Below are 23464 nucleotides of genomic sequence, written 5' to 3' on the forward strand. Positions count from 1 at the left end.
CCTCTACGTGGACGTGCCTGAAAGCCATATTCAAGAATTAAAAAAATTTGCGGACTACCTGACCGAAGACGAAAAAGAGACGCTTGAGGAGATAAAAGAAATAAAGGCAAGGAGAGCTTCGTGAGCCAAACATTAAACTACAACCACTTTCATTATTTCCTCTACAGGCACGTTATTCTCCTTGAACACTGCGAGTGCCCGCAGGTTTTTTATTTCGAACTCCTTGAGTAGTAGAAAGCCAATGACCATGGCGATGTTCATAGGGTATCCCCGCAAAATTTCACGCACGACGCCGAAGAAGCTTTTGCGCAAAGCAGTCTCAAAGGGCAGCAACGAGCGCTCAGCTTCGTATTCGTGCGCGGCACGCTGCAAAGCCTCCCTGTATGGCTTGAAAGCCTCAGCCTCCGCAAGCCGCAAAGCGGCGGCGGACACACCATCAGCCAGAATAGCATCCTTGACGACAACCGCCTCCGCGTCAAACCCATACCCATAGGGCAGCAGATACTTGCGAATCCCGCTCGGCTCGACGTCCTCGTGCTTGCACCGCAACAGCGTCATGATGTTCGTGATGTCGAACTCCGCTCCCAAAGCCTTCTTTACAAGCTCCATGTCCTCTGCGGAAAGCGCTTCCGCCTTTTCCCAAATAGCCTTGAAAAGCTCCTCGTTGAGGGCATTTTCCAAAATTAGAATGCGGCGGCTCTCTTGATACCCCGCGAACGCCTTTTCGAGAACCTCCTTGTAAGGACTTTCGACAAGTCTTATTACCGCTTCTAAGTCTTCAGCCTCCAGAAGTCTGCTGAGCCTACGCTTGAAAAAATCCTCAACTGGGTAGAGCGGCGGTCTTTCTGCGACGCTTGCTGCCTTTGTCCTCAAAATGGCTTTTAAGTTCTCGACTTCGAGGCGACGCAGAAGCTCTTTGAAAAACTCGCTGACCTCGCCCTTTGAAGACCGAATTACCATGAGATACTGGTCTATCAAGTCCTCCATCAGCGCAAGCTCCACGTCCCGCGCGCTCGCCGCTGAAATCCTCGAAAGCTTCTCTCTGTAGGGGGAGTCCATCAAGGATGATATGAAATCCTCCTTGCCGCGTGCTTCTATCAAGGCTTTCAGCTCACGCTCGCCGAGCAGGTAACTCATCCTTGCCCGCGCTCTCACATAAACATATGCATATTCGAGCAAGCTCATCCTGTCACCTCACCCGTATTTGACTCTCACAACGATATAAGAGCTTATCACTCCAGAGACGAAGCCGAGCATGGAAAGTGAAAACGCTATTAACGCTCTTAGCATCTCGCTGCGTCCCACCGCCAACTCGTAACCAAAGAACATTCCTATGATTGTGAGGGAGGAAATAAGGACTGCGTAGGGGAGTGCTAGCAAAAAAATGTTTTCTCTCGCTTTTCTCCACAGCTCCCTGAGGAAGTTTCCCTCTCTTCCCTCTCTTGCCCTCTCACTTGCCCTTTTGCTCTCGGTCCTGGTCTCGGCTTGCGTCATCACGCAACCTTGATTTTTGTCCAGAGCATGAACGCTATCAGCAGCCCGTAAATAGCAACCGCTTCCGCAAGCGCCACGAATATCAGGACTCGACCGAAGACCTCAGGCTTCTCGGCAGTCGCCGCCGACGCTGCAGTTCCCGTAGCTGCTATCGCATACCCCGAAGCTATCGCTGATCCAACCATCGTGATTGCTGCTGAAATCGCAATCCATGAAGCATCCGTAAGTTGGCCCGCAGCCTCTCCTTCCTCCGCAGCTAAGGAGACGCCCGCAAGCATCATACCGACGAGCAAAGCCAGGAGCAATACTCGAAGCATTCTCATCCTCTTTCACCTCCAACTTAAGCCTTAGAAGACCCCTATATATAGTTGTCGAAATTTCTTTGAGGCGTGGGGGATGGTTGAGTGATGCTCACGAGTATTGCGAAGGCGCTCTGGGTAATCCTGCCTGCGTATGCAGCGAACGGGAGTGCAGCGTTTTTCGGCGGGAAGACCCCTATGGACTTAGGGCGTTCGCTCTTTGGCGAACGCATATTGGGCGATGGCAAGACATTCGAGGGTTTTTTCACGGGCGTAGCCTGCGGCGTCCTCGTCGGGCTGATGCAGATCCTACTTGAAGACATTTTCGGCATTGGGCATCGCCTGCCGACGTTCGGCGAGTTTCCGCAGTTTCTCATCGTCTTGACATGTTTATCTTGCGGGGCGATGCTCGGCGACGTTGCTGGCAGCTTTTTGAAACGCCGTCTCAGAATAAAAAGGGGCGCGCCGCTGCCCGTCGTGGACCAGCTGGATTTCGTCCTCGGCGCCATGCTCCTGACATTCTTATTTTCGAGACCGTGGTTTTTCATGAATTTTACGCCGCTCGTAGCATTCTGGCTGCTCGTGCTCACGCCGCCCATCCATCTCGTAACGAACTACGTGGCGTTCAAGCTTGGGAGGAAGGAGGTGCCGTGGTGACGCCGTCAGCATGGACGCCGCTAATCGTGAACCTCGAAGGTAAGAAGGTTTTGGTCGTCGGCGGGGGCGCCGTCGGCGAGCGTAAGGCGAAGTTCTTCAAGGGCGCCACCGTGACCGTTGTCGCCAGAGCCGGAGAGTTCTCCGAAGGCTTGAAAAAGCTTGCAGCGGTGGGGAGCGTCAGGCTTGTGCCGTTGGACATTGCCGACAGCGCTTCTCTCGCAAAACTCGATGCGCTCGTGCGGGATGCGTTCCTCGTGGTAGCAGCGACCGACAACGCCGAAATCAACGCAAAAGTCGAAAAGCTCGCAAAACGGCATGGAAAACTCGTAAACCGAGCTGACCGCCCGGCTAACGTGCTCCTTCCTGCGGTGCTACGGCGCAACGGCATCCTAATCGCAGTCTCGACGCAGGGGCGCAGCCCCGCAGCTGCGAGATATTTGCGGCAGCTCTTTGAAAACGTCGTCGACGAAGAGCATGCAAAAATGGTAAAATTACAGCAAGAGCTAAGGACATGGCTGAAGAGCGAGGTTAAGAGGCAAAGGCGGCGGGAACTCATCCTTTGGAGAATTTTAGAGGACGAAGAGGTCTGGGCAGCTCTACGTGAATCTTACGAGGCGGGCAGGACGCTTGCGTTTGAGAAATGTAAACGGCTCGCCACGCATAATGAAAATGCGGGCGCTGATGAGAGCGCTGATGATACCTAAACAAAGGCGGGGATGAGCATGCTCGCCACTGCTGTGCAGCAGAAGCCCTTCACAAGTCATCCACGCAGGAAGATATTGCGACAGGGGTATGCGATTTCGATGCCCTCTTTGGCGTAAGCCTTCGTCAGCTCTTTTATGAACTCGTGCTTCACCAAATACTGGTCAACAATGCTCTTCACACGTAAAATGACCGTGAATTCGATGTTGGAGTCGCCGAAGTTGTTAAAGCGCACGAGGGGCTCAAAGGTCTCCACGCCGCCGCTCACGCTCCGCAGCACCTGCCTCGCAACGTTCAGCGTCACACGCTCCACTTTTTCGAGGTCGGAGCCGTAGCTCACGCCGCAGTTTATTCTTATGTTCATCTCCCTCGTCGGGTCGTAATAATTCGTGATTATGCTCTCCGCAAGCTTTGCATTCGGAATGATGACAAGGTTGTCGAGGAGCGTTCGTATCTTGGTACTCCGCCATGTTATCTCCTCGACGAAGCCGCTAAGCCCGCCCTCGAGTTCCACGTAGTCGCCTATCTTTATGGAACGTTCCATCGTGATGTAGATGCCGGCAAAGTAGTTAGAAAGCGTGCTCTGTAACGCAAGGGCGACAACGAGGGCGCTGATGCCGAAGCCTGCGGCGAGAGCCGTCACGTCGTAGCCCAGAAGCCCAATGACTATTATGATGGCGATTACGTAAATGAACGCATTTACGATTCGCCGCATGCCAATGAGACTCTTGTAAACAATGCGCTCCCTCGCATATCGCTCCACCAGAGCACCTATCAGGCGTATGCTTGCGAACACACCGACGAGCACGCCCAGAACTTTAAGGAGCACGGTGACAAAGGCGAGTTGCGGTAGACGGAGCACTGCAAGGTAAGCACCTGCAAGGACTACACCGAAGAACACTGGTAAAGCGAGTGCACCTGCAATGCTTTTATGACGCTCATCAGCGGCTTTCGCAGCGTATTTCCTAAGGATGAAGTAAAACAGCAACGCAAGCAGGAGCGAGAAAAATAAAATGAACGCCGTAAATATAAAATCCTCGACTATAGGCAGCCAATCCTCCAGACCGCCAACAAGCATGTTACCGTTTTGTGTATTGTAACTTTTTAACTTTCGCCCCCCCGCTCTTCGGCTTCAAAATTTCAATCCTGCCATCCCTGCCGACGTGCACCTCCGTTTTTTCGGCGAGCGTGAAGATGCCGTGCTCGACGACGCCCGGGATTTCGGAAAGCTTGACGCTCAGCGCTTTTGGGTCTCTAATCTCGCCGAAATCGGCGTCCACGACGAGGTTGCCATGCTCGGTGAAGAACGGTGCAGCGCCCTTTGCATGCGTCCGCAGCGTCGGCGTGCCGCCGAGCGCCCGCACCGCCTCGAAAACAACACGGCGAGCATAAGGTAGCACTTCCAGCGGCACCGGCTTGCTCAACCACTCCACGAGCTTCGAATCGTCCACACAGATGACGAGGCGTTTTGCGGCGGCGGCTACTACCTTTTCACGAGTGTGTGATCCCCAGCCGCCCTTTAGCAGGTTTAAATCGCTGTCAACTTGGTCTGCGCCGTCTATGCAGATATGTAAGGGGAAATGTGCATCGAGCGTCGTCAGCGGAATTCCGCACTCTGCCGCCAGTAGCTCTGACTGCACCGACGTGGCAACAGCCAGAATTTTTAACCCCTCCTCCCTCACACGCTCACCGATTTTACGGATGACAATCTCCGCCGTTGAGCCAGTTCCCAAACCCACGACCATACCATCCTCGACGAGCGCCGCCGCCGACGCCGCAGCTCGCTCTTTCTTTTTACCCACTCCTTCCATACTATCCCCTTTGAGCTTTCTGCGTTGCTTTAGGGAGAAATCCGATGAAAGGCACTATCAACTTATCCTGCTTGCCAAAGGCTTTATACTTACCTTTAAGGTAGAAAGCTGCGGTCAAGCCGCAAAGAGCCGCGTCAAGCTCATGTTTGTTTTTAACCTTCTCTTCTTCAAAGCTTATGAATTTTTTCAGGTCGTTTACGCCATTTATGCCGAGAAATCTTGCAGAGGCGTAAGGATATACCTCTATGATCTCAGCGCCAGTTCTCTCCCGCATGGCGTCCGAAAGCCGTATCCCCCGCTCCGCCAGCACCCGCATCCCGTAGAACGTCAAGGGCAAAAGCCTGCAATACTTACGAAGCTCGACGTCGCAGTCCCTGTAGGGCTCGCCGTGGAAGGAAAGCGGTGCGTCCACAGCTATGACCTTCGGGCGACTCGTTACCACAAAGTCCAAGATTTCGGCGTCAGTCCGCATCGACTTCAGCATCAGAACTTCCGCCACACACCGCTCGGAGTCACCCCCAACGAGCAGCAAGCAGAGTCCGGTAGTGCGGCTCTCGCCGCCTGCGAGGTCGATCCCCAGAACACGCATAAGCTTTTTTGGTCTTGCCTCCAACATAAAAATGAGCACTAAGAGTATTTAAACTGTGTTAAACATAAATAAAACAAGTTTGACTGGGGATTAGAATGCGAGCCGAAATTGCGATAATCGGCGGCAGTGGGATTTACGACGTCGAGATGTTCTCCGCTCGTGAAAACGTCGAGGTCGAAACACCCTTCGGCGTCGCCGAAGCAGTCGTCGGCGAGTATGCCGGACGAAAAATAGCGTTCATCTCACGGCATGGCGTCGGGCATCGAATATCGCCGACGGAAATAAACGCAAGGGCGAACATCTTTGCACTGAAAAAGCTTGGCGTCTCCTGCATCATTGCAGCATCGGCAGTCGGCAGTCTCAAAGAGGAAATCCGCCCGCTCGACCTCGTTGTTCCTAACCAGATCTTCGACAGGACAAAGTTCCGCAAAAGCACTTTCTTTGAGGGCGGAATCGTCGTGCACGTCGGCTTTGCAGATCCTTTCTGCCCGGAGCTTTCCGCCATTCTTGCGGACGTCATTGAGCAGCTTGGACATAGAGTGCACCGCAGCGGCACTTATGTCTGCATCGAAGGTCCACAGTTCTCGACAAGGGCGGAGTCCGAATTTTACAGGAAGATGGGCTTTGACATCATCGGCATGACCGCAATCCCGGAGGCGAAGCTCGCGAGGGAAGCTGAGATTTGTTATGCGATGGTCGCTGCCGTCACGGACTATGACGTTTGGCGGACGGGCGAAGAAGAAGTTTCGGCGGAATTAATCCTCGAAAACCTGCGCAAGAACGAGCAGGCAGTGAAAGCCGTGCTACGGGAAGCAATCCCGCAGATACCTATGGAGCGGAAGTGCGAATGCGGCAACGCTCTAAAAGACGCAATAGTCACCGCCAAGGAGCATATCCCGTCGGATGTCCTTGAGAGATTAAAGCCGCTTGTTGGGAAATACTTGAAATGAGATTGGAAAAGGGGTGCGTGCACGTTTACACTGGAGATGGCAAAGGGAAGACCTCCGCAGCCCTGGGGCTGGCGCTCCGTGCGCTCGGGCATGGTATGCGCGTCTTCATGGTTCAGTTCATAAAAGGGGTCGAGCACAGTGAATATGGAGAAATAATCGCAGCGCAAAGGATTAAAAACTTCACTATAGTGCAGTTTGGTGCTGGCTTCGTGGGGCATCATGCAAAAAAGATAGATGAGCTTTCTGCGGGATATGGCTTGAAATATGCAAAGGAAGCGATACAGAGCGGTAGATACGACGTGGTTATCCTTGATGAGATAAACATGGCCGTATATTACGGCTTGGTGGACGAGGAGGCAGTCGTCGAGTTGATAAAAAGCAAGCCCGAGGGCGTGGAGCTTGTGCTCACCGGGCGTTATGCGTCGCCGAAAATCATGGAACTGAGCGATTACGTCACAGAGATGCGCATGGTGAAACACCCGTTCGAGAGAGGATTGACGGCGAGGAAAGGGATTGAGTACTGAAAGCGAGGTGACGGAAGGATGTTACTTGAAAGGATGACATGGGACGAGGTTGAAGCTGTACTGAAGACGACGAGGACCGTGATCATACCCTGCGGCTCCACCGAGGAGCATGGTTATCACCTGCCGCTCGCCACCGACACGATAATAGCATACGAGCTTGCGAGACGGGTTGCGGCAGAGGTGAGGGCGGTGGTCACACCGCCGCTAAGCTACGGTGTCCATCGCTCGACGCTGCCGTTTCCGGGGACGCTCGGCGTGAGTGTCGAGACCGTCCGGCGGCTACTCCTTGAAGTCTGTGAGAGCTTATATCCACATGGCTTCCGCAACTTTGTGTTCCTGCCCGGACATCTTGGGGCGATGCAGCTCGCCGCCATCGAGCTTGCGGCGCACGAATTTTCCGCCCGCCACGAGGATGCACACGTCGCAATCATCAACATCGCCGTTATCGTCTCAAAGGGGCGTGCGGAACTGGGGCTGGAGGACGATCAGGACATGCACGCTGGCGAGGTTGAGACTTCGATCATGTTGTATTTTGGGCAGCCCGTGAGGACGGAGCGGGCGGTTTGCGAGCATCCTGAAATGCCGGAGGGTGTCGTCGTGAAGAATCCCCGTGAATTTCTCAAAAGCGGCGTGATGGGCGACGCCACAAAAGCAACGAGAGAGAAAGGAGAGAAAATAGTGACGCTCATCGTGAAAGAAGCTGCTAAAATCATTGAGAGTTTTCGAGTTTAGTAACATACCTATTTTAAAACTTCCGAGTGGAAAGGAAAGAGGATGGAAAAGCTCGTGGACAGATACGGGCGAGAAATCAGGAGCTTGCGGTTCTCAGTGACGAGACGGTGCAACCTCAGGTGCTTTTACTGCCATAACGAGGGCGAGCCGCTCGACCCTAAGGGGGAAATAAGCGTGGAAATGGTAGCAGCAATCGTCAGCGTAGCGCTCAAGCACTTCGGCGTGCGCAAGGTGAAATTTTCAGGCGGTGAGCCTTTAATGCGGGCGGACTTCGTTGACATCGTTGCATCACTTCCTAAGGGTCTCAGCGACGTTTCCATGACGACAAACGGCGTGCTCCTCCGCAAATATGCAAAAAAGCTCGCTGCCGCCGGTCTGCGGCGGGTGAATATAAGCCTCGACACGCTGAACGAAGAGAAATACGACTTCATAACCGGAACCAAAGGAAACCTTCAAAAAGTGCTCGATGGGGTCGTGGCGGCAGTCGAAGCGGGGCTGACGCCCGTGAAACTCAACATGGTGCTCCTACGTGGCGTGAACGATGATGAAGTTCCGAAGATTATGGAGTTTGTGCGTGAGTGCAGCAGAGACGGCGTCGTGAAGCTGCAGCTTATAGAGCTTATGGATTTCAAAGGCGACCTCAAAGAATTTGCCGTAGACTTTTCCGAGGTCGAGCATCGCCTCCGAGCCGTAGCCTCTGCGGCAATCACGAGGAAGCTGCATCGCCGCCGCATCTACGTTGTGGACGGTGTTGAGGTCGAGGTCGTGCGCCCGATGGACAACACCGAGTTCTGCAAGAACTGCACACGGCTCAGAGTGACGTCAGATGGGCGGTTAAAGCCCTGCCTGCTCAGGAATGACAACCTCGTGCGGATAAACAGCACCGACGAGGAGGAAATAAAGGCGAAGTTGAAGCTCGCCGCAAGTCGGAGGGCGCCGTTTTACGCTGGAAGTTTATAGTTTGAGAGCGAACATAGGAGCGACGAGCATGAAGGTGCGGGACGAAATAAAAAACGAGATTCTTAGGGACGTAGACGCCGCAAAAGCTAAGCTCTTCGAGGGGTTGGTGCTGGACGAGGAGGTAAAAACGAATTTCATCTCATCGCTGCTCTCCGGGCACCACATTTTACTCGTAGGACCGCCAGGGAGTGGGAAGACGACGTTGGCATTGCGGATTGCGAGGTTGCTATCGCCAAGGATTGTGGTGAAGAACTGCCCAATTCGGAGTTATCCTGACGACGAGGGCTGTCCGTGGTGCTCGCAGGCACGGGAAAAGGAGACCGTCGTTTTAAGCCCGGAGGGGCGAGTCGTGCGTGTGCAAGGGAGCCCGGAACTCGTGCCTGAGGATCTAATCGGCGACATAGACCCCGAGGCGGCGTTGAAATACGGGACGCTGAGCGTCAAGTCTTTCGTGCCCGGGAAGGCGTTGCGAGCGAATCACGGAATTCTCGTGCTGGATTTCATAGACAGGATGCAAGAGCGTGCCGTGAACGTCCTGATGCAGGCGTTAGAAGGCGATACGGTCACAACAGGGCACTTTGACGAGCCGATTCCACTTGACGTTTTGATAATTGCTACTGGCACCGAGGAAGTTTTCCAGACGCTGCCCACCGACATTATTGATCATTTTGACGTCATCAGGCTCGGCTACATCGAGGACGAGGTGAAGGAAAAAGAGGTCATTGAGGAAAAGGCGGAATTTAGAGAGACGTTCAGGTTTGAAGACGTTGAGGGCGCAGAGCTGAAAGAAGGAGGCATAACACGCAGCGAAGCTCTTGACAAGGTGACGGAAATCCTGCACAGGACGAGAATGCACCCCGAGGTTAAAAGGGGAGCAAGCGTGCGGGCAGGCATCAGCTTTGCGGAACTCCTCGACGTTTATCCTGTGGTGTGCGGGCGTCCTATCGAGGCTGCGGACGTCAAGGAGGTTGCGTTGTTTGCGCTGCCGCACCGGATTCAGCTTTATGACTATGCGTCCTCAAGGACGCCTGACGAGGTAATCTCGGAAATCGTGGACGAAATTTTGGAGTTAGGGAAGAAGCGGAGAGTGGCGCTCAGCAGAGACGATGTCGTGGCTATTGCGCTCGAGATTGCGAAGGAGGACAGAGTGCGCAGACCCTTGAAATACGGGTTTTACGACATCTTGCTGAAGCGGATAAAGAGGTATCCGGAGTCGCAGCTCGCAAAACTCTACCAGAAAATTTACAAGGAACTTGAGGAAGAAGCGTTAGAAAAGGAGCGGGAAGAGCTGACTGAGGTGCTGCTTGCGGAGATAGAGGAGGCAAGGAAGCTGCGGGAGCGGATGCAGCAGCTCGTGCGGGAGCTTGAGGCGCGTGCGCTCGATGAGACCCTTGAGACGCTTGAGGATTTAGGGATCCTCGAGAAGAGCCGAGAGGGGCTCGTCATTGGGAAGCGGGGCATTATCATTTTGTTGGAGTCGCTGTTCCCAAGGAGCGTGAGTGGCGCTCGTGTCTTCGGCTACGGGCGGCACAGCACGGGCAAAAAATCCACGCTCGGCGAGGGGCGTGTGGTCGGGGTCCGCAAGTATCATCTCGGCGACCGCTACAAGGATATCTCGCTCAAGGACACTATGCGGGAAGCCATCAGAAACCGAAGGATGGAAATCACGAGAGATGACATTAGGGTGCAAGTTCGAGACATAAGGACGCAGCTCTACATCGTGCTCGCAATCGACCTTTCGGGGACAATGGCGGAGCTTGAGAAGCTGTGGTACGCGAAGGAAGCGGCGGGCGCCCTCGCGCTTTCGAGCCTACGATATAAGGACAAGGTTGGCGTCGTCTCGTTTTCGAATCTGGCGGAGGAGGTCATTGACGTCACTGACAATCCTTATAGGGTGATGAAGGCAGTCATCGAGCTCGACCTTCACGAAAATGCTTTCACGAACATCGGCTACGGCATCAGGAAGGCTCGCGAGATGCTCTTGCGACGTAAAAAAAGCTCAGCGGCAAGGCACATCATCTTAATCTCAGATGGCGATGCCACCGCCCCCGACCCGTCGCCCGAACGCTTTGCCATCCGTGAAGCCATAAAAACTGTGAAAAAAGGCATTACCCTTTCGACGGTTTGCATCAATCAGGCGTCGGCGAACCCCGAACTTATGAAACGCATCGCCAAAATCGGAAAGGGCAACGTCATCATGATTGAAGAGGAAGCAAAACTCGCAGAGGCGCTCCTCGAAGACAGAGATAAAATCAGGGCAAAAATTTGACCTTGGGCGTGTGACCAAAGTCGAAGGGTGAAGTCAAACCAAGATCAAAACTCCACAACTTCCACCTTAGGCATGCCAAGCAACTCCGCCGAGTATTTTATGTGCGGCACGCCTTCTGCCTCCATCCCTTCAAGCTCTCTCGCAACTCTCTTTAACAGGGAGAAGCCAACGACATCGAGCGCGACAGGGTGCGTGCCCGCGAGCATGTAGCCGAGGTCGGCGACGACACCGCCGTGCCGCCGTTCATTTGCGTTTATTAGCGTGCGAACGGCATCCACAATGAAAATCTTCGGACGCACCATGGCGTTAATCTCGGCGATGCCTCTGTGGATGTCTTTGAGGCGGCGTTTCCCGATTTTCGTGTGGAAGAGCACTCTATCTTTCTTGGAAAAGAAGCCAAACTGGTTTTTAAGCGCCCCGGTGAGCGTTGCGACCTTGTGAGTCTTCAAAACCGGAAGCGAGATTATGAAGTCGAACGTGAATGCTTGTTCTGCGACGGAGAAGCTCATAGTCCTCGCTTTAACCTTCCGCATCTTGCTCCGCAGCAAGTCCACGAGCGGTACCCCAAACTCCGCACATATCGCCCGTAACGGGTGTTCCCCCAGTATTTTCTGCGAGCTCCCGGCGTCGGGCGCAGGACCGTCCGCCACGATGATTTTGGCTCCGCCATTCGCCGCACGCCCGCCAAAAAACTCGTGCAGGAGCTCCAAGCAACTGTGCAGCGTCTCAGGATGCGTCGTCGTTGGATATTCTTCGTAAGAAACAATGTTCGGCTTCAATAGAATCCGCTTCGCCCCTAAAAGCTCGTTCTCGTGCAGCATTAGGAATTCTTTGATGAAGCGTTCTCGGCGTTGCGTCTTCCGCAAATACACTTTCATTCCCGTAGCTTGAAGACCCATTTGCACCATAGGTCGTCGGGATGCGGGTCCGGCGGGCACAGCACGCATTCCACTCGTATTTCCGGATTTATCGCTTTCGCAAAGCTTGAAAGCCATGCCACACCCACGAACTTGCATGGGAATTCGCCCCTACCGTTCCTTATTCTCGCCTTCTGCGGGCGGCAGTCTGTAATCGTGAAGACTACGCAATCACCCTTCTTCTCAACCTCGTAGCTCATCCCCTTGACGTGAGCGAGTTGCATGTGCTCCAAGGCGTCGGCGAGGGCTTTTAAACCACGTTCCTGAGAGCCGAGCAGCCGCATAATTCTCCTGCCCTCAATTTCTCCAAATTTCGCCCAAACTTCTTCGTCAAGTCTCAAAGCGGTATTCAAACCAAGCTCGTCCTCTACGCTCGTGAACCAGAGACCGTCAAGGGTCAAGGCGAGCGTTGCGAAATGCTCTACGAGCGCAACGAGCCTCTCCTTCGGCAAGTCCGAAAGCTTCATAAACATCTGTGACCTCCACCCTCCATTGGAGGGCATCCGCCGGACGAGGTTGGGGAGTGTGGCTCGCTCAGGACGAACCGCTCCCCTTCGAGCTGAGCACGCAGCCCCTATCCGCAGGTTATACCCACGGACTCGTCACGTATTCATAGAACGCAAGTATATAAAGACTTTCCCACCGCCTCCCCTGCCCGGAGGGGATTAGCAGCAACATCTTCCTAAAAGCGTTTTCAAGGGCGAGACTGCAAGCATCGAGCTTGAGGTCGCAAACGGACTGCCGAAAGGGATTAAAGCTGTGAGCATAATCCCCGACTCTAAGTTGAGAATAATGCCCTCCGAATACTTTATAGGTGATATGGACGCTGACGACGTTTTTTCTGCAAGTTTTGACGTTGATACGAGCGATTTAATCGCTGGAGCTTATGAAATTCCGTTTAAACTTTTTTAAAAGATGAGGAAGGCTGGAAATTTTACGAATCTTCGCTGAACGTGAGTTTTGAAGTCATGGCGGAATCTAAGGAAAGTAATTACATGCTCGTGCTTCTTCCAACGCTTTTTGTGGCGGCGGTGTTCTCCGCGGTGCTCCTTAGGAGGCGGAGCCGTGGTAAGCAGTGAGCCGCTGATTCTTGCTGAGGGCTTGAGGAAGGTTTACAGGATGGGGAACGTGGAGGTGCATGCGTTACGAGGCGTTGATTTGAAGACGCGGCGGCGTGAATTCCTCGCAATCGTCGGACCCTCCGGGTCGGGAAAATCCACGCTCTTGCACCGTATTGGGTGTCTGGACACACCGACGGGCGGGAGAGTGCTAATAGATGGCGTCGAAACTTCGAAGCTCGACGGATGGGCGTTGGCGAGGCTCCGTAGGGAGCGCATAGGCTTCGTGTTCCAGCAGTTCAACCTGATGCGCTCGCTCACCGCTATTGAGAACGTGGCGCTCCCGATGGTTTTTGCGGGTGTAAGTCGCGCTGAAAGGCTGGAAACAGCGAGACGCCTCCTAGAAAAGGTGGAACTTGGAAGCCGCTTGCATCACAAGCCGTCGGAGCTCAGCGGCGGCGAGCAACAGCGAGTTGCGATTGCGAGGGCGCTCGCAAACGACCCCGATATCATACTCGCGGACGAACCTACTGGCAACCTCGACTCTGAAGTTGGCGGTGTCGTCATGGACATCTTCAGGGAGTTAAACGATGAGGGCAGGACAGTCATCGTCGTGACGCACAACCCCGAGGTCGCACGGCGGGCGAGGCGTATCGTGAGGATGAAAGATGGGAGGATAATCGAATAGCGAGTGGGGGAGCAGCGAGCGGCGTTCTGAGCTCCACGCGCCGCCAAATCAAAGCATGCTTTTCAGGCGACGCACGAGTTCTTCTTTGATTCTGCTGTTCCTGTCGCCGCCGCAGAGCATACCGCGCACGCCGATGATGTCAGGGTTTATTTTCTTAACCGTCGGGATGTCTTCAAACTTTAGGGAGCCGGCAACTGCCGTCTCGAGCCCGCATTCACGGGCGTCAGCTACGAACCTCTTAAGCTCAGCTTCGCTCAGGAATTCGAACGTGGATTTACCATCCTTTATGGCAGTGTCCACCATCGCAACGTCAATATCAACCTCGCCTGCGACCTTCGGCAGCTCGAAAGGAGAGACGGAGCCGACTCTGGAATAATCTGAGTAGAACGCAGAGACAACTTTCTTGCCACCGTCGAACTCTTTGACGGCTTTCACGACGGCATTTAACAGCTCTACTGCCTGTTCCGCCGTTTTTATTTTGAAAAGTCCGACTTTTATATATTCGGCGCCCGAGACTGCGGCACCAAGCGCTGCGAGCGCCGCTGTGCCGGGTTTGAAGTCAAAATCGCCGATTGTAGCGCTTACAGGGACGCTCACCTCCTCCTTTATTCTGCGGATGACCCAAGGAAAGTTAGCTCCCAAGGACCCCTCTTTAGGATTTTTCACGTCTATAATATCCGCACGTCCACGAACCGCCGCACGAGCCTCCTCCAAGTCCTTAGGGCTCACCAGCAGCCTCATCCCCGTAACTTAGGGGGATGAAAATAAAAACCTTTCTCAGTTATACCACATGCTTCTCGCTTTTAATCTCAACGTCGGCGATGTCGGCGATGCCCCGCACCGCTTCTACCGTGAAGCTCTTTATCTTCTCCATGAGCGTCTTTTTATACTTCCCTACGAGTGCGTGCTCTAAGACCTCCTCGATGCTTTCGACCGGGATTATCTGGACCTTATCACGATAGCGGTCTTCGATGAAAACATCCTTAAGGTTCGCTTTTGGGATGATGACTTTTCTGATGCCCGCCTGCGCCGCCGCCTCGATTTTCGGCGTGACGCCGCCGACAGGGAGGACATCGCCACGCACCGAAAGCGAGCCGGTCATCGCAACGCTTTGGTCCACCGGGATGTTTTCAAGCGCGGAGATAACGGCGGTAGCGACGGAGATGCTGGCGGAGTCGCCCTCGACCCCTTCGTAGGTGCCTACGAACTGAATGTGGATGTCCATGTTTGAAATGTCCTTACCGGTGAGCTTTTTGAAGACAGCGGAGACGTTCTGAACCGCTTCTTGCGCTATTTCTTGGAGTCTGCCCGTCGCTATCACACGTCCCTCCTCCTTTGACTGTGCGGGCGTCACCTGCGCAATTATCGGGAGGACGACGCCAGTGTCGCCAATGACCGCAAGCCCATTGACCCTGCCGACCTCAGCGCCTTCACTCTTGAAGAGCTGATATTCACGCTTCTGCTCAAGATATTCGTCCGCAACCTGCTGTTCGACGGAGCGCGCCATCTTCTTCGCATTTATTACGTGCTCTGCGGTCACGTATTTCGCACCCTCCGCCTTTGCAATGTCACCGGCAACACGCACTAAGCCCCCTAGGTCCCTGAGGACAAGCGTGAGATGCCCTTTCCGCCCCGCACGGCGGCGGGCTTCTCTAATGATCTCCTTGACGGCATCCGCCGTGAAATGTGGAATGTGTCCGTCCCGCTCGACTTCCTGAGCGACGAAGCGCACGAGCTTCCTGCGGTTTTCGGGCGTGTCTTCCATGGTATCCCGCATATATATTTCGTAGCCGTAGCCGCGAATACGAGAGCGTAGCGCAGGATGCATGTTTGCGATTGCATCGAGGTTCCCGGCGGCGACCATGATGAAGTCACAGGGCACCGGCTCGGTCTTCACCATCGCACCCGCACTCCGCTCGGACTGTCCCGTAATCGGGAACCTCTTCTCCTGCATCGCCGTCAACAGGTGCTGCTGCGACTCTATGTTCAGCGTGTTTATCTCGTCTATGAAGAGGACGCCTTTGTGCGCCTTGTGGATGGCGCCAGCTTCGACACGCTCGTGAGCGGGCGTCTCCAGCCCGCCCGACTGGTACGGGTCGTGGCGCACGTCGCCGAAGAGCGCACCTGCATGTGCGCCGGTGGCGTCCTCGAAGGGCGCATGTTCCTTGTCGGCGTTCGAAACAAGGAGCTTCGGCACCATTAAATCCTCCCGGGGCATCATATACTTAAGCGCCATGAAGACGAGCGCCGCCGCCACTATTGACCACAGGATGGCCATGGAGTCGCCTTGGAGCGAGAGGAAGACGCCGTAACCGACAATCATGAAGAATATAAGCATGAGGAATGAGTTGCGGGCTTGCGCCCTCCGCCTTGCCTCCTCCTTGTGCGCATCTACAATTTCCTTGCCTTTGCCCTTGGGGACGATTCTTATCTTGGGATTATTTTTGTCTTCGGAGTTGGGATACACCAGAATATCCTCAAGCTCCTCCTTCGGCAAAAGTTCAGCCATCGCTCTCGCAAGCATCGACTTACCTGTTCCGGGCGTCCCGATGAGCAGGACGTGCCGCCGCTGCTTCGCCGCCTTCTTTATCACCTCTACGGCGTGCTCCTGCCCTATGACTTGGTCTATAAGATGCTCAGGCACCTTTAGCTCTCTCGTCGTGTTGAAGACCAAACCACCAAGTAGGTCGTCGTCCTCCGCCTCTTCCTCGCCGCACGGATGTTTGCCCTCTTCCATTTCTTTTAATCTTTTTTGCTGGCGAGGGATAAATAAGTTACGTAAAAAGCAAGGTTATCTCAAACCCTCACAAGTTCGTATTCGAGGCTTCCGAGACCGAGGGCGGCGGCGTGCTTCACTTGAATTTCGGGGTCGACACCGAAGTTTGCGAAAGCGTCCCTGCCTGCCGCCTTTCTTATGAGAGCGATGCTGCATTTGTCAACGGCAACGGGGTCGGTAGAGGCGAGCACGCCGATGTTACGACAGAGCGGCGGGAACGTCGCAGCGCAGTCGCACGCCTCCGTCACGTCAACGAGGAAGTTCAGGAAGGCGACATCGTCGAAGATCTTCAGCACGCCGCACGCCGCTTCCGCAATTCGCCGCTGCAAACGCTCCTTCATCTCTCTCGTCGTGAACCTCGCACCCTGCGGACATAGCCCTATGCAAAGCCCGCAGCCCGTGCACTTCTCCTTATCTATCTCAAAATCCTCTCTTATCGCATCGTATGCACAGCGCTTCACGCACCGCCCGCATCCGTCGCACCGCTCCTTGTCGAGCAGGGGCTTCGTGACTTCATGCTGCGCTGCTTTCCCACGCTTCGTAACGCACCCCATCCCCACGTTTTTCAAAGCGCCGCCGAACGCAGTCGCCCCGTGACCGGTGGCATGCGAAACCACCACCATTGCATCGCTTTCGTAAATTAATCTCGCCACCTCTATCTCCTTAAGCTCCGTCTCCACATCCGCTTCGATACGCACGGGCACGCCGTCCTCACCCCGCAACCCGTCGGCAATCAGGACGGGGCAGCCTAAATACCCAGCAGTGAAGCCGTGCGCCGCCGCCACTTTATAATAGCCGAGGGCGTCCGCCCGCATGAGCCCGTAGAGCGTCGTGGTGTCCGTGACGAACGGCTCGCCGCCTCGCTCTCGCACCAACCTCACGACTTCCCGCACGTAGAACGGCTTTACATAAGTTACATTCCTCAGCTCGCCCATGTGCACCTTTATTGCGACAACCTTGCCCTCTAAGTCCAAATTCAACTTGTTGAACACCTTTTCAATGCCTGGGACTTCTGGAAACTGAGCCTCTAAGAAGTAAACCTGCGTCATAAACTGAGTTTAATTAAAAAATTACTCTTACTTTCGCTAAACGTCGCACGCCATTGCCCAGAAAAGAGGCGGCGCGCGCACCGCTCTGCTCGTCACGTCACAGTAGTCGTTGCCTCTCTTAGCGCTGCTATTATTTGCTCGAACGTGAAATTCCTCTGGTCTATCGCGCCGACGGGACACACAGCAACGCATGTGCCACACCCCTTGCAGAGCACAGGATTTATGTGAGACTTTTTCGTCACTAATACGACCTCGCCGAGCTGCAGCGTCACATCCCTTAACGCGATGGCGCCATATGGGCAGATTTCTACACAACGCCCGCAACCGATGCATCTCTTTTCGTCAACGACAGAAGAAATGGCCTCTGCAACGACATATCCTCTTGACAGCGGTATTGATGCCCTCGCTGCAGCACTGAGCGCCTGCGCAACACTTTCCGCCACGTCCTTCGGGAAGTGGGCTGCGCCGCAGAGGAAAATACCATCCGTTGCGAAATCTACGGGCCGTAGCTTCACATGTGCTTCAAGGAAGAAGCCGTCGGCGCCTAACGAGACCTTAAGCATCGTGGAAAGCTCCTTAGCGTCGTCGTTCGGAACCATCGGCGTCACGAGCACAACCATATCTGTTTCCAACTTAAGCTCGACGCTCAAATCTTCGTGGTAGAATGTAACTTCGAGCCGCCCGTTTTCAGAGCGCTGCACACTCGGTAACCGCTCAAGCTCGTATCTCACGAAGATCACACCACGCCCCCTCGACTCGTTGTAAAGTCTCTCTTTCTCCAATCCGGGCATTGTAACGCCCCTGTGGAGAATTGTGACGTTTACTCCACGCTTCCTGAGCCTCAAAGCGTTCTTTATGGAGGCGGCGCAACATATCCGGGAGCAGTAGCTTTTGTCCTGCCCTCTGGCGCCGACGCAATGTATGAAAACCACATCCCTCACCTCAGGAAGCTGACCTTCCTTGAGCCGCTGCTCTAATTCCGCAAGCGTGATGACGTTTTCATATTTGCGATAGCCGTAAAGCCCGGTCGGTGGCTCGTAAACGGAGGCGCCGGTCGCCACGATGATCACGCCTGCCTTAAGGGCGATGTCGCCGCCCTCTGTCGAAACGAGCACGTCATAATTTCCGATGTAACCGGAAACCGACTTGATTGTGGCGCCCTGAAAGACTTGTATTTTTTTGTTTCCTTCTACCTCTTTTACAAGCTTTTGTATAATCTTTTCAGGCGTTTCTTCGGTCTGGTAAAGAGATGCAAGGGTGCGAAGCCGCCCGCCAAGCTCTTTTTCTCGCTCCACGAGGTAAACGTCAAAGCCCTGCGATGCAAGGTTAAGAGCTGCTGTCATTCCCGCAACGCCCCCGCCGATGACGAGCGCAGACGGCGTCACTTCGAAACTAAGCTCCTCCTGCGGTTCGAGGAGAGCAACTTTCGCCACCGCCATCCTTACCAAGTCCATCGCTTTTCTCGTCGCTCTCTCCTTCTCGTGCGTGTGCACCCACGAGCACTGTTCTCGGATGTTCACGAACTCGAAGAGGTATTTGTTCAAGCCCGCTTCCTCACACACCTTCTGGAAGAGCGGGGCGTGCGTCCTCGGCGTGCACGCTGCGACAACTACCCTGTTCAAGTTATGCTCCTTGATTGCCGCTCTTATTCTCGAAAGCCCTTCTGACGAGCATGTGTAGAGGTTACGTTCGGCATGCACGACTCCGGGAAGCGCCTTTGCGTATTCGACGACCGCCTCAACGTCTACGATGCCGCCGATGTTCACGCCGCAGTGGCATACGAATACTCCTATTCTCAACTCCCCTTCGCGCATCCTCACTCCTCCGAGCCTCGTTCCTCGCCCCGAGCCTCCAGACTTCCAAGAAGCTCCGCAACACGGGCGGCGGCAGCACTACCCTCCGCAACGCTCTCAGGAATGTCCATGGGGCGGCGGCAGAAGCCCACCGCAAATATTCCCGGAACGCTCGTATCCAAGGGTCGCAGGAGTTCGTCCGCAGGTTCGAAAAAGCCGAACTCATCTGTCTTCACGCCGAGAACTGCTGCAAGCTCCTTAGCATCTTTCCTCGGCATGAGCAGTGTCGAAAGAACGGCCATATCCACCTCAAGCCGCCTCTGCCTACCACGTTCGTCGTATTTTATCACGAGGTTGTGCTCTTCTTTCTCCTCAATGAGCACGTCGGATTTTATGTATTTGATGCCGTATTCGCTCTTCGCTCGCTCTATGTATTCGGTGAAGCCTTTCCCGAAAGCACGCATGTCTCTATAAAAGACGAAGACCTCTGCATCTGGGCAGTGCTCCTTCACGAGAATCGCTTCTTTCGTCGAATGCATGCAGCAAACCGCCGAACAGTAATAGCGTCCCGCTCTTGGGTTACGAGAGCCGACGCAATGTATGAATGCAATTCTCTTAGGTTCCTTTCCGTCTGACGGTCTTTGCAGATGTCCTCTGGTCGGTCCCGAAGCGCATATCAGCCGCTCGTATTGCAACGCCGTTATCACGTTCTCGAACCGCCCATAGCCGTATTCTCGCAGCACAGACGGGTCTAAAGGGTCAAACCCCGTCGCCACTATTATGGCGCCGACTTTCAGCTCGATTACCTCCTCACGCTGCTCGAAATCGATGGCGCCGACCTCGCACGCCTCCTTGCATGCAGGCTGCTTGCCGCACTTGCCCTTTGTAAAGAGCAAACAGTGCCGCTTGTCCACCACAGGCACCCTCGGCACCGCTTGCATGAACGGAAAGTAAATAGCACCTCGTCGTCCCAGCCCCTCATCGAACTCGTTTGGGAATCTGCCTCTCAGCCTGCATGCCTCGATGCAGGCGCCGCAACCCGTGCACTTCCCCTCGTCCACGTAGCGGGGCTTCTTCAGCACCCGCACTCTGAAGTCGCCAGCGACGCCTTCAACTCCAATAACTTCAGAGTAGCTGAAAAGCGTGATGTTCGGATGCCGAAAGCACTCTATCATCTTCGGCGCCAGTATGCAGATCGAGCAGTCGTTCGTCGGGAACGTCTTGTCTAACTGCGCCATGCGTCCGCCGATGGTCGGGGACTTCTCCACGAGATAAACCTGGAGCCCACGCTCCGCAAGGTCGAGCGCCGCCTGAATACCAGCAACGCCACCGCCTATCACGAGCGCCGAACGCATCTTTGCCACCTATGCCTCCAATTAAAGACGTGATGCGAGCAACACAGCTAAATCTTCAATTTCGACTTCAGACGTTGGCGACGCCGCGCAGTCGAGATGAATCAAGCACTTCGGGCACGCCACGACGAGCTTCGAGGCGCCAGCTCGCCTTGCTTCCTTTAATCGCTCGGCTTGCATGAGCTTTGCCGCTGTATCGCACGTTAAGAATCCGCTGACGCCGCAGCATGTCGCCAGCTCCCTTGAATGCTCCATTTCCACAAGCTTCACCCCTGGAACCCTCATGATAACGTCCCTTGGCGCATCATAGACACCAAGCTGCCTCAGCCCGCAGGGGTCGTGGAACGTCACGACCTCTTCCCCGCCGCCGCCCCGCCGCAGCGGCACGTTCTTGTCTCTCAGGAATTCTGAGATGTGCATGAATTTCAGGTCGAGATTGCCATCGGACACCCGCCGGTAGTCCAGCTCGAACGTCCTAAAGCACTCGGCGCATGTGAATACTACCACTTTGGCCCCACTTTTCTTTATCATTTCAATGTTGTGTCTCGCCAACTCCTCAAAGCCTACAACGTCGCCTGCCCACAGCAAGTCATGCCCGCAGCAGCGCTCGTCGTTGCTCACCGCAGGCACGACGCCGACGGCATTCAGCAGTTTCACCGCCGCCCTCGCAATCTCGCCTAATTTCAGCTTCCGGTCGCTATAAACCCTCTCGAAGAAGGAAAGGCAACCGCTGAAGTAATAAACGTCGCTACGCTCCGCCACTTTTATCTCGTCGTCCACCCAGTCAAGCCTGCTACCGCTCACTTCAATCTCGGAAAGCTGCCCATTTTCTGAAAACTTCGGCGCCGCCGCAGCTGTGCTAAGCGACATTCGTCTTAATCCGAGGACAAAACCTACAAAATCCACATCGTAGGGGCAGAAAGCCTCGCAGGCGCCGCAGAGGTTACACTTCCAAATGGCAGACTCTCCTAAAAGTTCTTCGCCTACGAGCGCCCTCATCGCAAGGAGCCTCGGTGCAAACTCGGGATCTATGGCAGCGACCGGACACACGGCGGTGCACTTCCCACACTCCACGCACATGTTTATCTTCGTGCTTTGAACAAGCTCATAAAGAAATTCGGGAGCAAATTCCTCAGTTTTCAAACGCACTGGCGAGAGCATGCACCTCCGGCAGTCCAAACACCGCATTGCTTCTTTCACGGCTTCCTCTTCCGTGATGCTTGCGTATATGTCTTCAAAACCCATCTCGCCGCTTTTTCTCACTCGCAGCCGCTCTGCCCGTTTTACGCCCGCCAGCCGCACTTCTTCCTCCAGGGTCGCTCTTATGCGGGCTTCTATCTCGGCGGGCTCGATAGGGAGCCACGGCAACGCCCTCCCCGCCCTTAAGTCCAAGCCTCGCAAGTATCTGTCAATGGATTCTGCAGCCCTGTGCCCGTCGGCTACTGCCTCGACGATAGTTGCCGCGCCTCGTGTTATGTCGCCGGCTGCGAACACGCCGTCCAGCGACGTTGCAAGTGTGAGCGGGTCCACTTTTAGGATTCCACCCTCGAATTCAACGCCGCTGCCCTCAAGGAACGTCAGGTCTGCCGCTTGCCCTACCGCGAAGATGACGGCATCCGCCTCTAACTCCATCGAGACGCTTTCGTCAAACTTCGGTGCGAAATTGCCACGTTCGTCGAATGCCGAGATACATCTGACGAATTTCACCTTCTCGACTTTTTCCTTGCCTATGATTTCCTTTACGCCCCACGAATTGTGCAGGATAACGCCCTCGTTCAGCATTTCTTTGACTTCCCACTCAAATGCCGGCATCTCTTCACGGGCTTCGACGCACACGACGTGCACGCTCCGCACGCCGAATCTCAATAAGACCCAAGCGGCGTCAACTGCAACGTTGCCCCCGCCAATAACCACGACGGTATCCCCAAGATGCACTCTCTCCCCCAGACTCGCCTTCTCCAAGAGCGAAATTGCTGCATAAACTCCCTTTAAGTTGCGTCCCTTCACATCGAGCAACCTAACGCTCTGCAACCCGACGGCAATGAGCACCGCATCATACTCACGCCGCAAGTCCTCGAATTTGATGTCCTTCCCAACTCTGCACCCCGTCCTTATTCCTACGTCCAAGCGCTTTAGCGCCCTTTCCAAATCGTTGTCTAAAACATCGCGGGGGAGTATGCATCTCGGAATCAGCCTTAACACCCTTCCTATCCGCCGAGACGCTTCAAACACCGTCACAGAATGCCCCGCTCTCGCCAAATCGATGGCAGCGGTGAGCCCTGCGGGTCCGGCGCCTACGACCGCAACTTTTTTCCCGCTTTTCTCAGCCTTGATGTCGTGCTCTTGCGCCTTTTCATGCTCAGGCGCTCGCCCGCAGCTTTCAGCTACAAACCTTTTCAGCGTCGCTATCGCCACAGGCTCGTCGAAAAAGCCCCTTTTGCAACTCTGCTCGCAGGGATGGTGACAGACACGCCCCAAAACCGCAGGAAACGGAATTCTCTCCCTAATTAGGGAATATGCCTCTTTGAACTTACGCTTAGCGATTAATGTCACGTAGCCACGAGCGTCACAGCCCGCAGGGCACGCAGCGACACACCTCGGCACCTCCCTATCTATCGTAAAAGGCATGTCAGGATGGGAAAACCTCTGAAAAAGGGCGTAAGACTCAAGTTGAAACTTCAGCCCGGATTTAATTTCCTGCATCGCTTGTTCTTTAGGCATCCAAAATTGATAAACTTACTGCTCGCCGCTGTCTTGATAAACCTGCTCGCCGCTGTCTTGATAAACCTGCTCGCCGCTGTCTTGATAAACCTGCTCGCCGCTGTCTTGATAAACCTGCTCGCC

At 54.6% G+C, this 23464-nt stretch carries 23 protein-coding genes; 9 read left to right on the forward strand and 14 right to left on the reverse strand.

From position 1 onward, the window contains the following. Window positions 1–132 precede the first annotated feature (132 nt). From ACXJJA_RS00115 to ACXJJA_RS00125, 3 genes are read right to left on the reverse strand one after another with little or no spacing between them, the layout of a single operon-like run. Window positions 133–1185 (reverse strand): V-type ATPase subunit, encoded by a 1053-nt coding sequence (locus tag ACXJJA_RS00115; protein WP_456486193.1) that lies wholly within the window; start codon window positions 1183–1185, stop codon window positions 133–135. A gap of 9 nt (window positions 1186–1194) precedes the next feature. Then, window positions 1195–1494, reverse strand: a complete 300-nt coding sequence (locus tag ACXJJA_RS00120; RefSeq protein ID WP_456486194.1) for a hypothetical protein — start codon at window positions 1492–1494, stop codon at window positions 1195–1197. After that, on the reverse strand, window positions 1494–1817 hold the full coding sequence (locus ACXJJA_RS00125) for an ATP synthase subunit C (protein ID WP_456486195.1): 324 nt from the start codon (window positions 1815–1817) through the stop codon (window positions 1494–1496). Before ACXJJA_RS00125 ends, ACXJJA_RS00120 begins: the two co-directional genes overlap by 1 nt. 84 nt (window positions 1818–1901) lie before the next feature. Here ACXJJA_RS00125 and ACXJJA_RS00130 point away from each other — a divergent pair, with 84 nt between their 5' ends. Then, on the forward strand, window positions 1902–2450 hold the full coding sequence (locus ACXJJA_RS00130; RefSeq protein ID WP_456486196.1) for a CDP-2,3-bis-(O-geranylgeranyl)-sn-glycerol synthase: 549 nt from the start codon (window positions 1902–1904) through the stop codon (window positions 2448–2450). Then, entirely contained in the window at window positions 2447–3154 is a 708-nt protein-coding gene (locus tag ACXJJA_RS00135; RefSeq protein WP_456486197.1) for a precorrin-2 dehydrogenase/sirohydrochlorin ferrochelatase family protein, read from the forward strand. Before ACXJJA_RS00130 ends, ACXJJA_RS00135 begins: the two co-directional genes overlap by 4 nt. Before the next feature lie 56 nt (window positions 3155–3210). Here ACXJJA_RS00135 and ACXJJA_RS00140 read toward each other — a convergent pair whose 3' ends face one another. Genes ACXJJA_RS00140 through ACXJJA_RS00150 form a run of 3 tightly spaced genes read right to left on the reverse strand, consistent with a single transcriptional unit; the run spans window position 3211 to window position 5579 of the window. After that, on the reverse strand, window positions 3211–4230 hold the full coding sequence (locus ACXJJA_RS00140) for a mechanosensitive ion channel family protein (protein WP_456486198.1): 1020 nt from the start codon (window positions 4228–4230) through the stop codon (window positions 3211–3213). A gap of 1 nt (window position 4231) precedes the next feature. After that, a complete protein-coding gene (gene rpiA / locus ACXJJA_RS00145; protein WP_456486199.1) occupies window positions 4232–4963 on the reverse strand; it encodes a ribose-5-phosphate isomerase RpiA in 732 nt (243 codons plus the stop codon). 1 nt (window position 4964) lies between these two features. After that, on the reverse strand, window positions 4965–5579 hold the full coding sequence (locus ACXJJA_RS00150; protein WP_456486200.1) for a DUF429 domain-containing protein: 615 nt from the start codon (window positions 5577–5579) through the stop codon (window positions 4965–4967). A 68-nt stretch (window positions 5580–5647) separates the two neighbouring features. On the opposite strand from ACXJJA_RS00150, the gene mtnP reads away from it, so the two are divergent. From mtnP to ACXJJA_RS00175, 5 genes are read left to right on the forward strand one after another with little or no spacing between them, the layout of a single operon-like run. Further along, entirely contained in the window at window positions 5648–6502 is an 855-nt protein-coding gene (mtnP, locus tag ACXJJA_RS00155) for an S-methyl-5'-thioadenosine phosphorylase (protein WP_456486201.1), read from the forward strand. Beyond that, on the forward strand, window positions 6499–7026 hold the full coding sequence (gene cobO, locus ACXJJA_RS00160; RefSeq protein WP_456486202.1) for a cob(I)yrinic acid a,c-diamide adenosyltransferase: 528 nt from the start codon (window positions 6499–6501) through the stop codon (window positions 7024–7026). Before mtnP ends, cobO begins: the two co-directional genes overlap by 4 nt. An 18-nt stretch (window positions 7027–7044) precedes the next feature. Next, window positions 7045–7758, forward strand: a complete 714-nt coding sequence (locus ACXJJA_RS00165; RefSeq protein WP_456486203.1) for a creatininase family protein — start codon at window positions 7045–7047, stop codon at window positions 7756–7758. 42 nt (window positions 7759–7800) lie between these two features. After that, entirely contained in the window at window positions 7801–8718 is a 918-nt protein-coding gene (gene moaA / locus ACXJJA_RS00170) for a GTP 3',8-cyclase MoaA (protein WP_456486204.1), read from the forward strand. A 28-nt stretch (window positions 8719–8746) separates the two neighbouring features. Then, on the forward strand, window positions 8747–10987 hold the full coding sequence (locus ACXJJA_RS00175; RefSeq protein ID WP_456486205.1) for a VWA domain-containing protein: 2241 nt from the start codon (window positions 8747–8749) through the stop codon (window positions 10985–10987). A gap of 44 nt (window positions 10988–11031) precedes the next feature. Here the strand turns inward: ACXJJA_RS00175 and ACXJJA_RS00180 are convergent, their stop codons facing one another. Then, window positions 11032–11865, reverse strand: coding sequence for a DUF362 domain-containing protein (locus ACXJJA_RS00180; protein WP_456486206.1), 834 nt, complete (start codon window positions 11863–11865; stop codon window positions 11032–11034). Beyond that, a complete protein-coding gene (locus ACXJJA_RS00185) occupies window positions 11862–12377 on the reverse strand; it encodes a DUF6125 family protein (protein WP_456486207.1) in 516 nt (171 codons plus the stop codon). Before ACXJJA_RS00185 ends, ACXJJA_RS00180 begins: the two co-directional genes overlap by 4 nt. A gap of 480 nt (window positions 12378–12857) precedes the next feature. Here ACXJJA_RS00185 and ACXJJA_RS00190 point away from each other — a divergent pair, with 480 nt between their 5' ends. Continuing rightward, window positions 12858–12983 carry a hypothetical protein gene (locus ACXJJA_RS00190; RefSeq protein WP_456486208.1) on the forward strand — a complete coding sequence of 42 codons (126 nt, stop codon included), beginning with the start codon at window positions 12858–12860 and terminating at the stop codon, window positions 12981–12983. Beyond that, complete coding sequence (locus ACXJJA_RS00195) at window positions 12970–13650, forward strand: ABC transporter ATP-binding protein (protein ID WP_456486209.1); 681 nt, start codon at window positions 12970–12972, stop codon at window positions 13648–13650. The genes ACXJJA_RS00190 and ACXJJA_RS00195 overlap by 14 nt, the downstream gene beginning before the upstream one ends. 48 nt (window positions 13651–13698) lie before the next feature. Here ACXJJA_RS00195 and ACXJJA_RS00200 read toward each other — a convergent pair whose 3' ends face one another. The 6 genes from ACXJJA_RS00200 to ACXJJA_RS00225 all read right to left on the reverse strand — a co-directional run bounded on the left by ACXJJA_RS00200 (window position 13699) and on the right by ACXJJA_RS00225 (window position 23323). After that, the gene (locus tag ACXJJA_RS00200; protein ID WP_456486210.1) at window positions 13699–14391 is read right to left on the reverse strand and encodes a (5-formylfuran-3-yl)methyl phosphate synthase; all 693 of its coding nucleotides are present in this window, start codon (window positions 14389–14391) and stop codon (window positions 13699–13701) included. A 40-nt stretch (window positions 14392–14431) separates the two neighbouring features. Continuing rightward, window positions 14432–16387 carry an ATP-dependent protease LonB gene (gene lonB / locus ACXJJA_RS00205; protein ID WP_456486211.1) on the reverse strand — a complete coding sequence of 652 codons (1956 nt, stop codon included), beginning with the start codon at window positions 16385–16387 and terminating at the stop codon, window positions 14432–14434. 59 nt (window positions 16388–16446) lie between these two features. Next, a complete protein-coding gene (locus ACXJJA_RS00210; protein ID WP_456486212.1) occupies window positions 16447–17475 on the reverse strand; it encodes a DUF362 domain-containing protein in 1029 nt (342 codons plus the stop codon). A 92-nt stretch (window positions 17476–17567) separates the two neighbouring features. Next, window positions 17568–19289, reverse strand: coding sequence for a CoB--CoM heterodisulfide reductase iron-sulfur subunit A family protein (locus ACXJJA_RS00215; RefSeq protein ID WP_456486213.1), 1722 nt, complete (start codon window positions 19287–19289; stop codon window positions 17568–17570). A gap of 2 nt (window positions 19290–19291) precedes the next feature. Next, the gene (locus tag ACXJJA_RS00220; RefSeq protein ID WP_456486215.1) at window positions 19292–20623 is read right to left on the reverse strand and encodes an FAD-dependent oxidoreductase; all 1332 of its coding nucleotides are present in this window, start codon (window positions 20621–20623) and stop codon (window positions 19292–19294) included. Between the two features lie 21 nt (window positions 20624–20644). Then, window positions 20645–23323 carry an FAD-dependent oxidoreductase gene (locus ACXJJA_RS00225; RefSeq protein WP_456486214.1) on the reverse strand — a complete coding sequence of 893 codons (2679 nt, stop codon included), beginning with the start codon at window positions 23321–23323 and terminating at the stop codon, window positions 20645–20647. Window positions 23324–23464: the final 141 nt, after the last annotated feature.

It is taken from the genome of Candidatus Alkanophaga liquidiphilum, assembly GCF_053996935.1.

Coding starts and splice junctions, on each gene's coding strand:
- ACXJJA_RS00115 (WP_456486193.1), bottom strand. CDS start 1,185: ATGAGCTTGCTCGAATATGCATATGTTTATGTGAGAGCGCGGGCAAGG.
- ACXJJA_RS00120 (WP_456486194.1), bottom strand. CDS start 1,494: ATGACGCAAGCCGAGACCAGGACCGAGAGCAAAAGGGCAAGTGAGAGG.
- ACXJJA_RS00125 (WP_456486195.1), bottom strand. CDS start 1,817: ATGAGAATGCTTCGAGTATTGCTCCTGGCTTTGCTCGTCGGTATGATG.
- ACXJJA_RS00130 (WP_456486196.1), top strand. CDS start 1,902: ATGCTCACGAGTATTGCGAAGGCGCTCTGGGTAATCCTGCCTGCGTAT.
- ACXJJA_RS00140 (WP_456486198.1), bottom strand. CDS start 4,230: ATGCTTGTTGGCGGTCTGGAGGATTGGCTGCCTATAGTCGAGGATTTT.
- rpiA (WP_456486199.1), bottom strand. CDS start 4,963: ATGGAAGGAGTGGGTAAAAAGAAAGAGCGAGCTGCGGCGTCGGCGGCG.
- ACXJJA_RS00150 (WP_456486200.1), bottom strand. CDS start 5,579: ATGTTGGAGGCAAGACCAAAAAAGCTTATGCGTGTTCTGGGGATCGAC.
- mtnP (WP_456486201.1), top strand. CDS start 5,648: ATGCGAGCCGAAATTGCGATAATCGGCGGCAGTGGGATTTACGACGTC.
- cobO (WP_456486202.1), top strand. CDS start 6,499: ATGAGATTGGAAAAGGGGTGCGTGCACGTTTACACTGGAGATGGCAAA.
- ACXJJA_RS00165 (WP_456486203.1), top strand. CDS start 7,045: ATGTTACTTGAAAGGATGACATGGGACGAGGTTGAAGCTGTACTGAAG.
- moaA (WP_456486204.1), top strand. CDS start 7,801: ATGGAAAAGCTCGTGGACAGATACGGGCGAGAAATCAGGAGCTTGCGG.
- ACXJJA_RS00175 (WP_456486205.1), top strand. CDS start 8,747: ATGAAGGTGCGGGACGAAATAAAAAACGAGATTCTTAGGGACGTAGAC.
- ACXJJA_RS00180 (WP_456486206.1), bottom strand. CDS start 11,865: ATGAAAGTGTATTTGCGGAAGACGCAACGCCGAGAACGCTTCATCAAA.
- ACXJJA_RS00185 (WP_456486207.1), bottom strand. CDS start 12,377: ATGTTTATGAAGCTTTCGGACTTGCCGAAGGAGAGGCTCGTTGCGCTC.
- ACXJJA_RS00200 (WP_456486210.1), bottom strand. CDS start 14,391: ATGAGGCTGCTGGTGAGCCCTAAGGACTTGGAGGAGGCTCGTGCGGCG.
- lonB (WP_456486211.1), bottom strand. CDS start 16,387: ATGGAAGAGGGCAAACATCCGTGCGGCGAGGAAGAGGCGGAGGACGAC.
- ACXJJA_RS00210 (WP_456486212.1), bottom strand. CDS start 17,475: ATGACGCAGGTTTACTTCTTAGAGGCTCAGTTTCCAGAAGTCCCAGGC.
- ACXJJA_RS00215 (WP_456486213.1), bottom strand. CDS start 19,289: ATGCGCGAAGGGGAGTTGAGAATAGGAGTATTCGTATGCCACTGCGGC.
- ACXJJA_RS00220 (WP_456486215.1), bottom strand. CDS start 20,623: ATGCGTTCGGCGCTCGTGATAGGCGGTGGCGTTGCTGGTATTCAGGCG.
- ACXJJA_RS00225 (WP_456486214.1), bottom strand. CDS start 23,323: ATGCAGGAAATTAAATCCGGGCTGAAGTTTCAACTTGAGTCTTACGCC.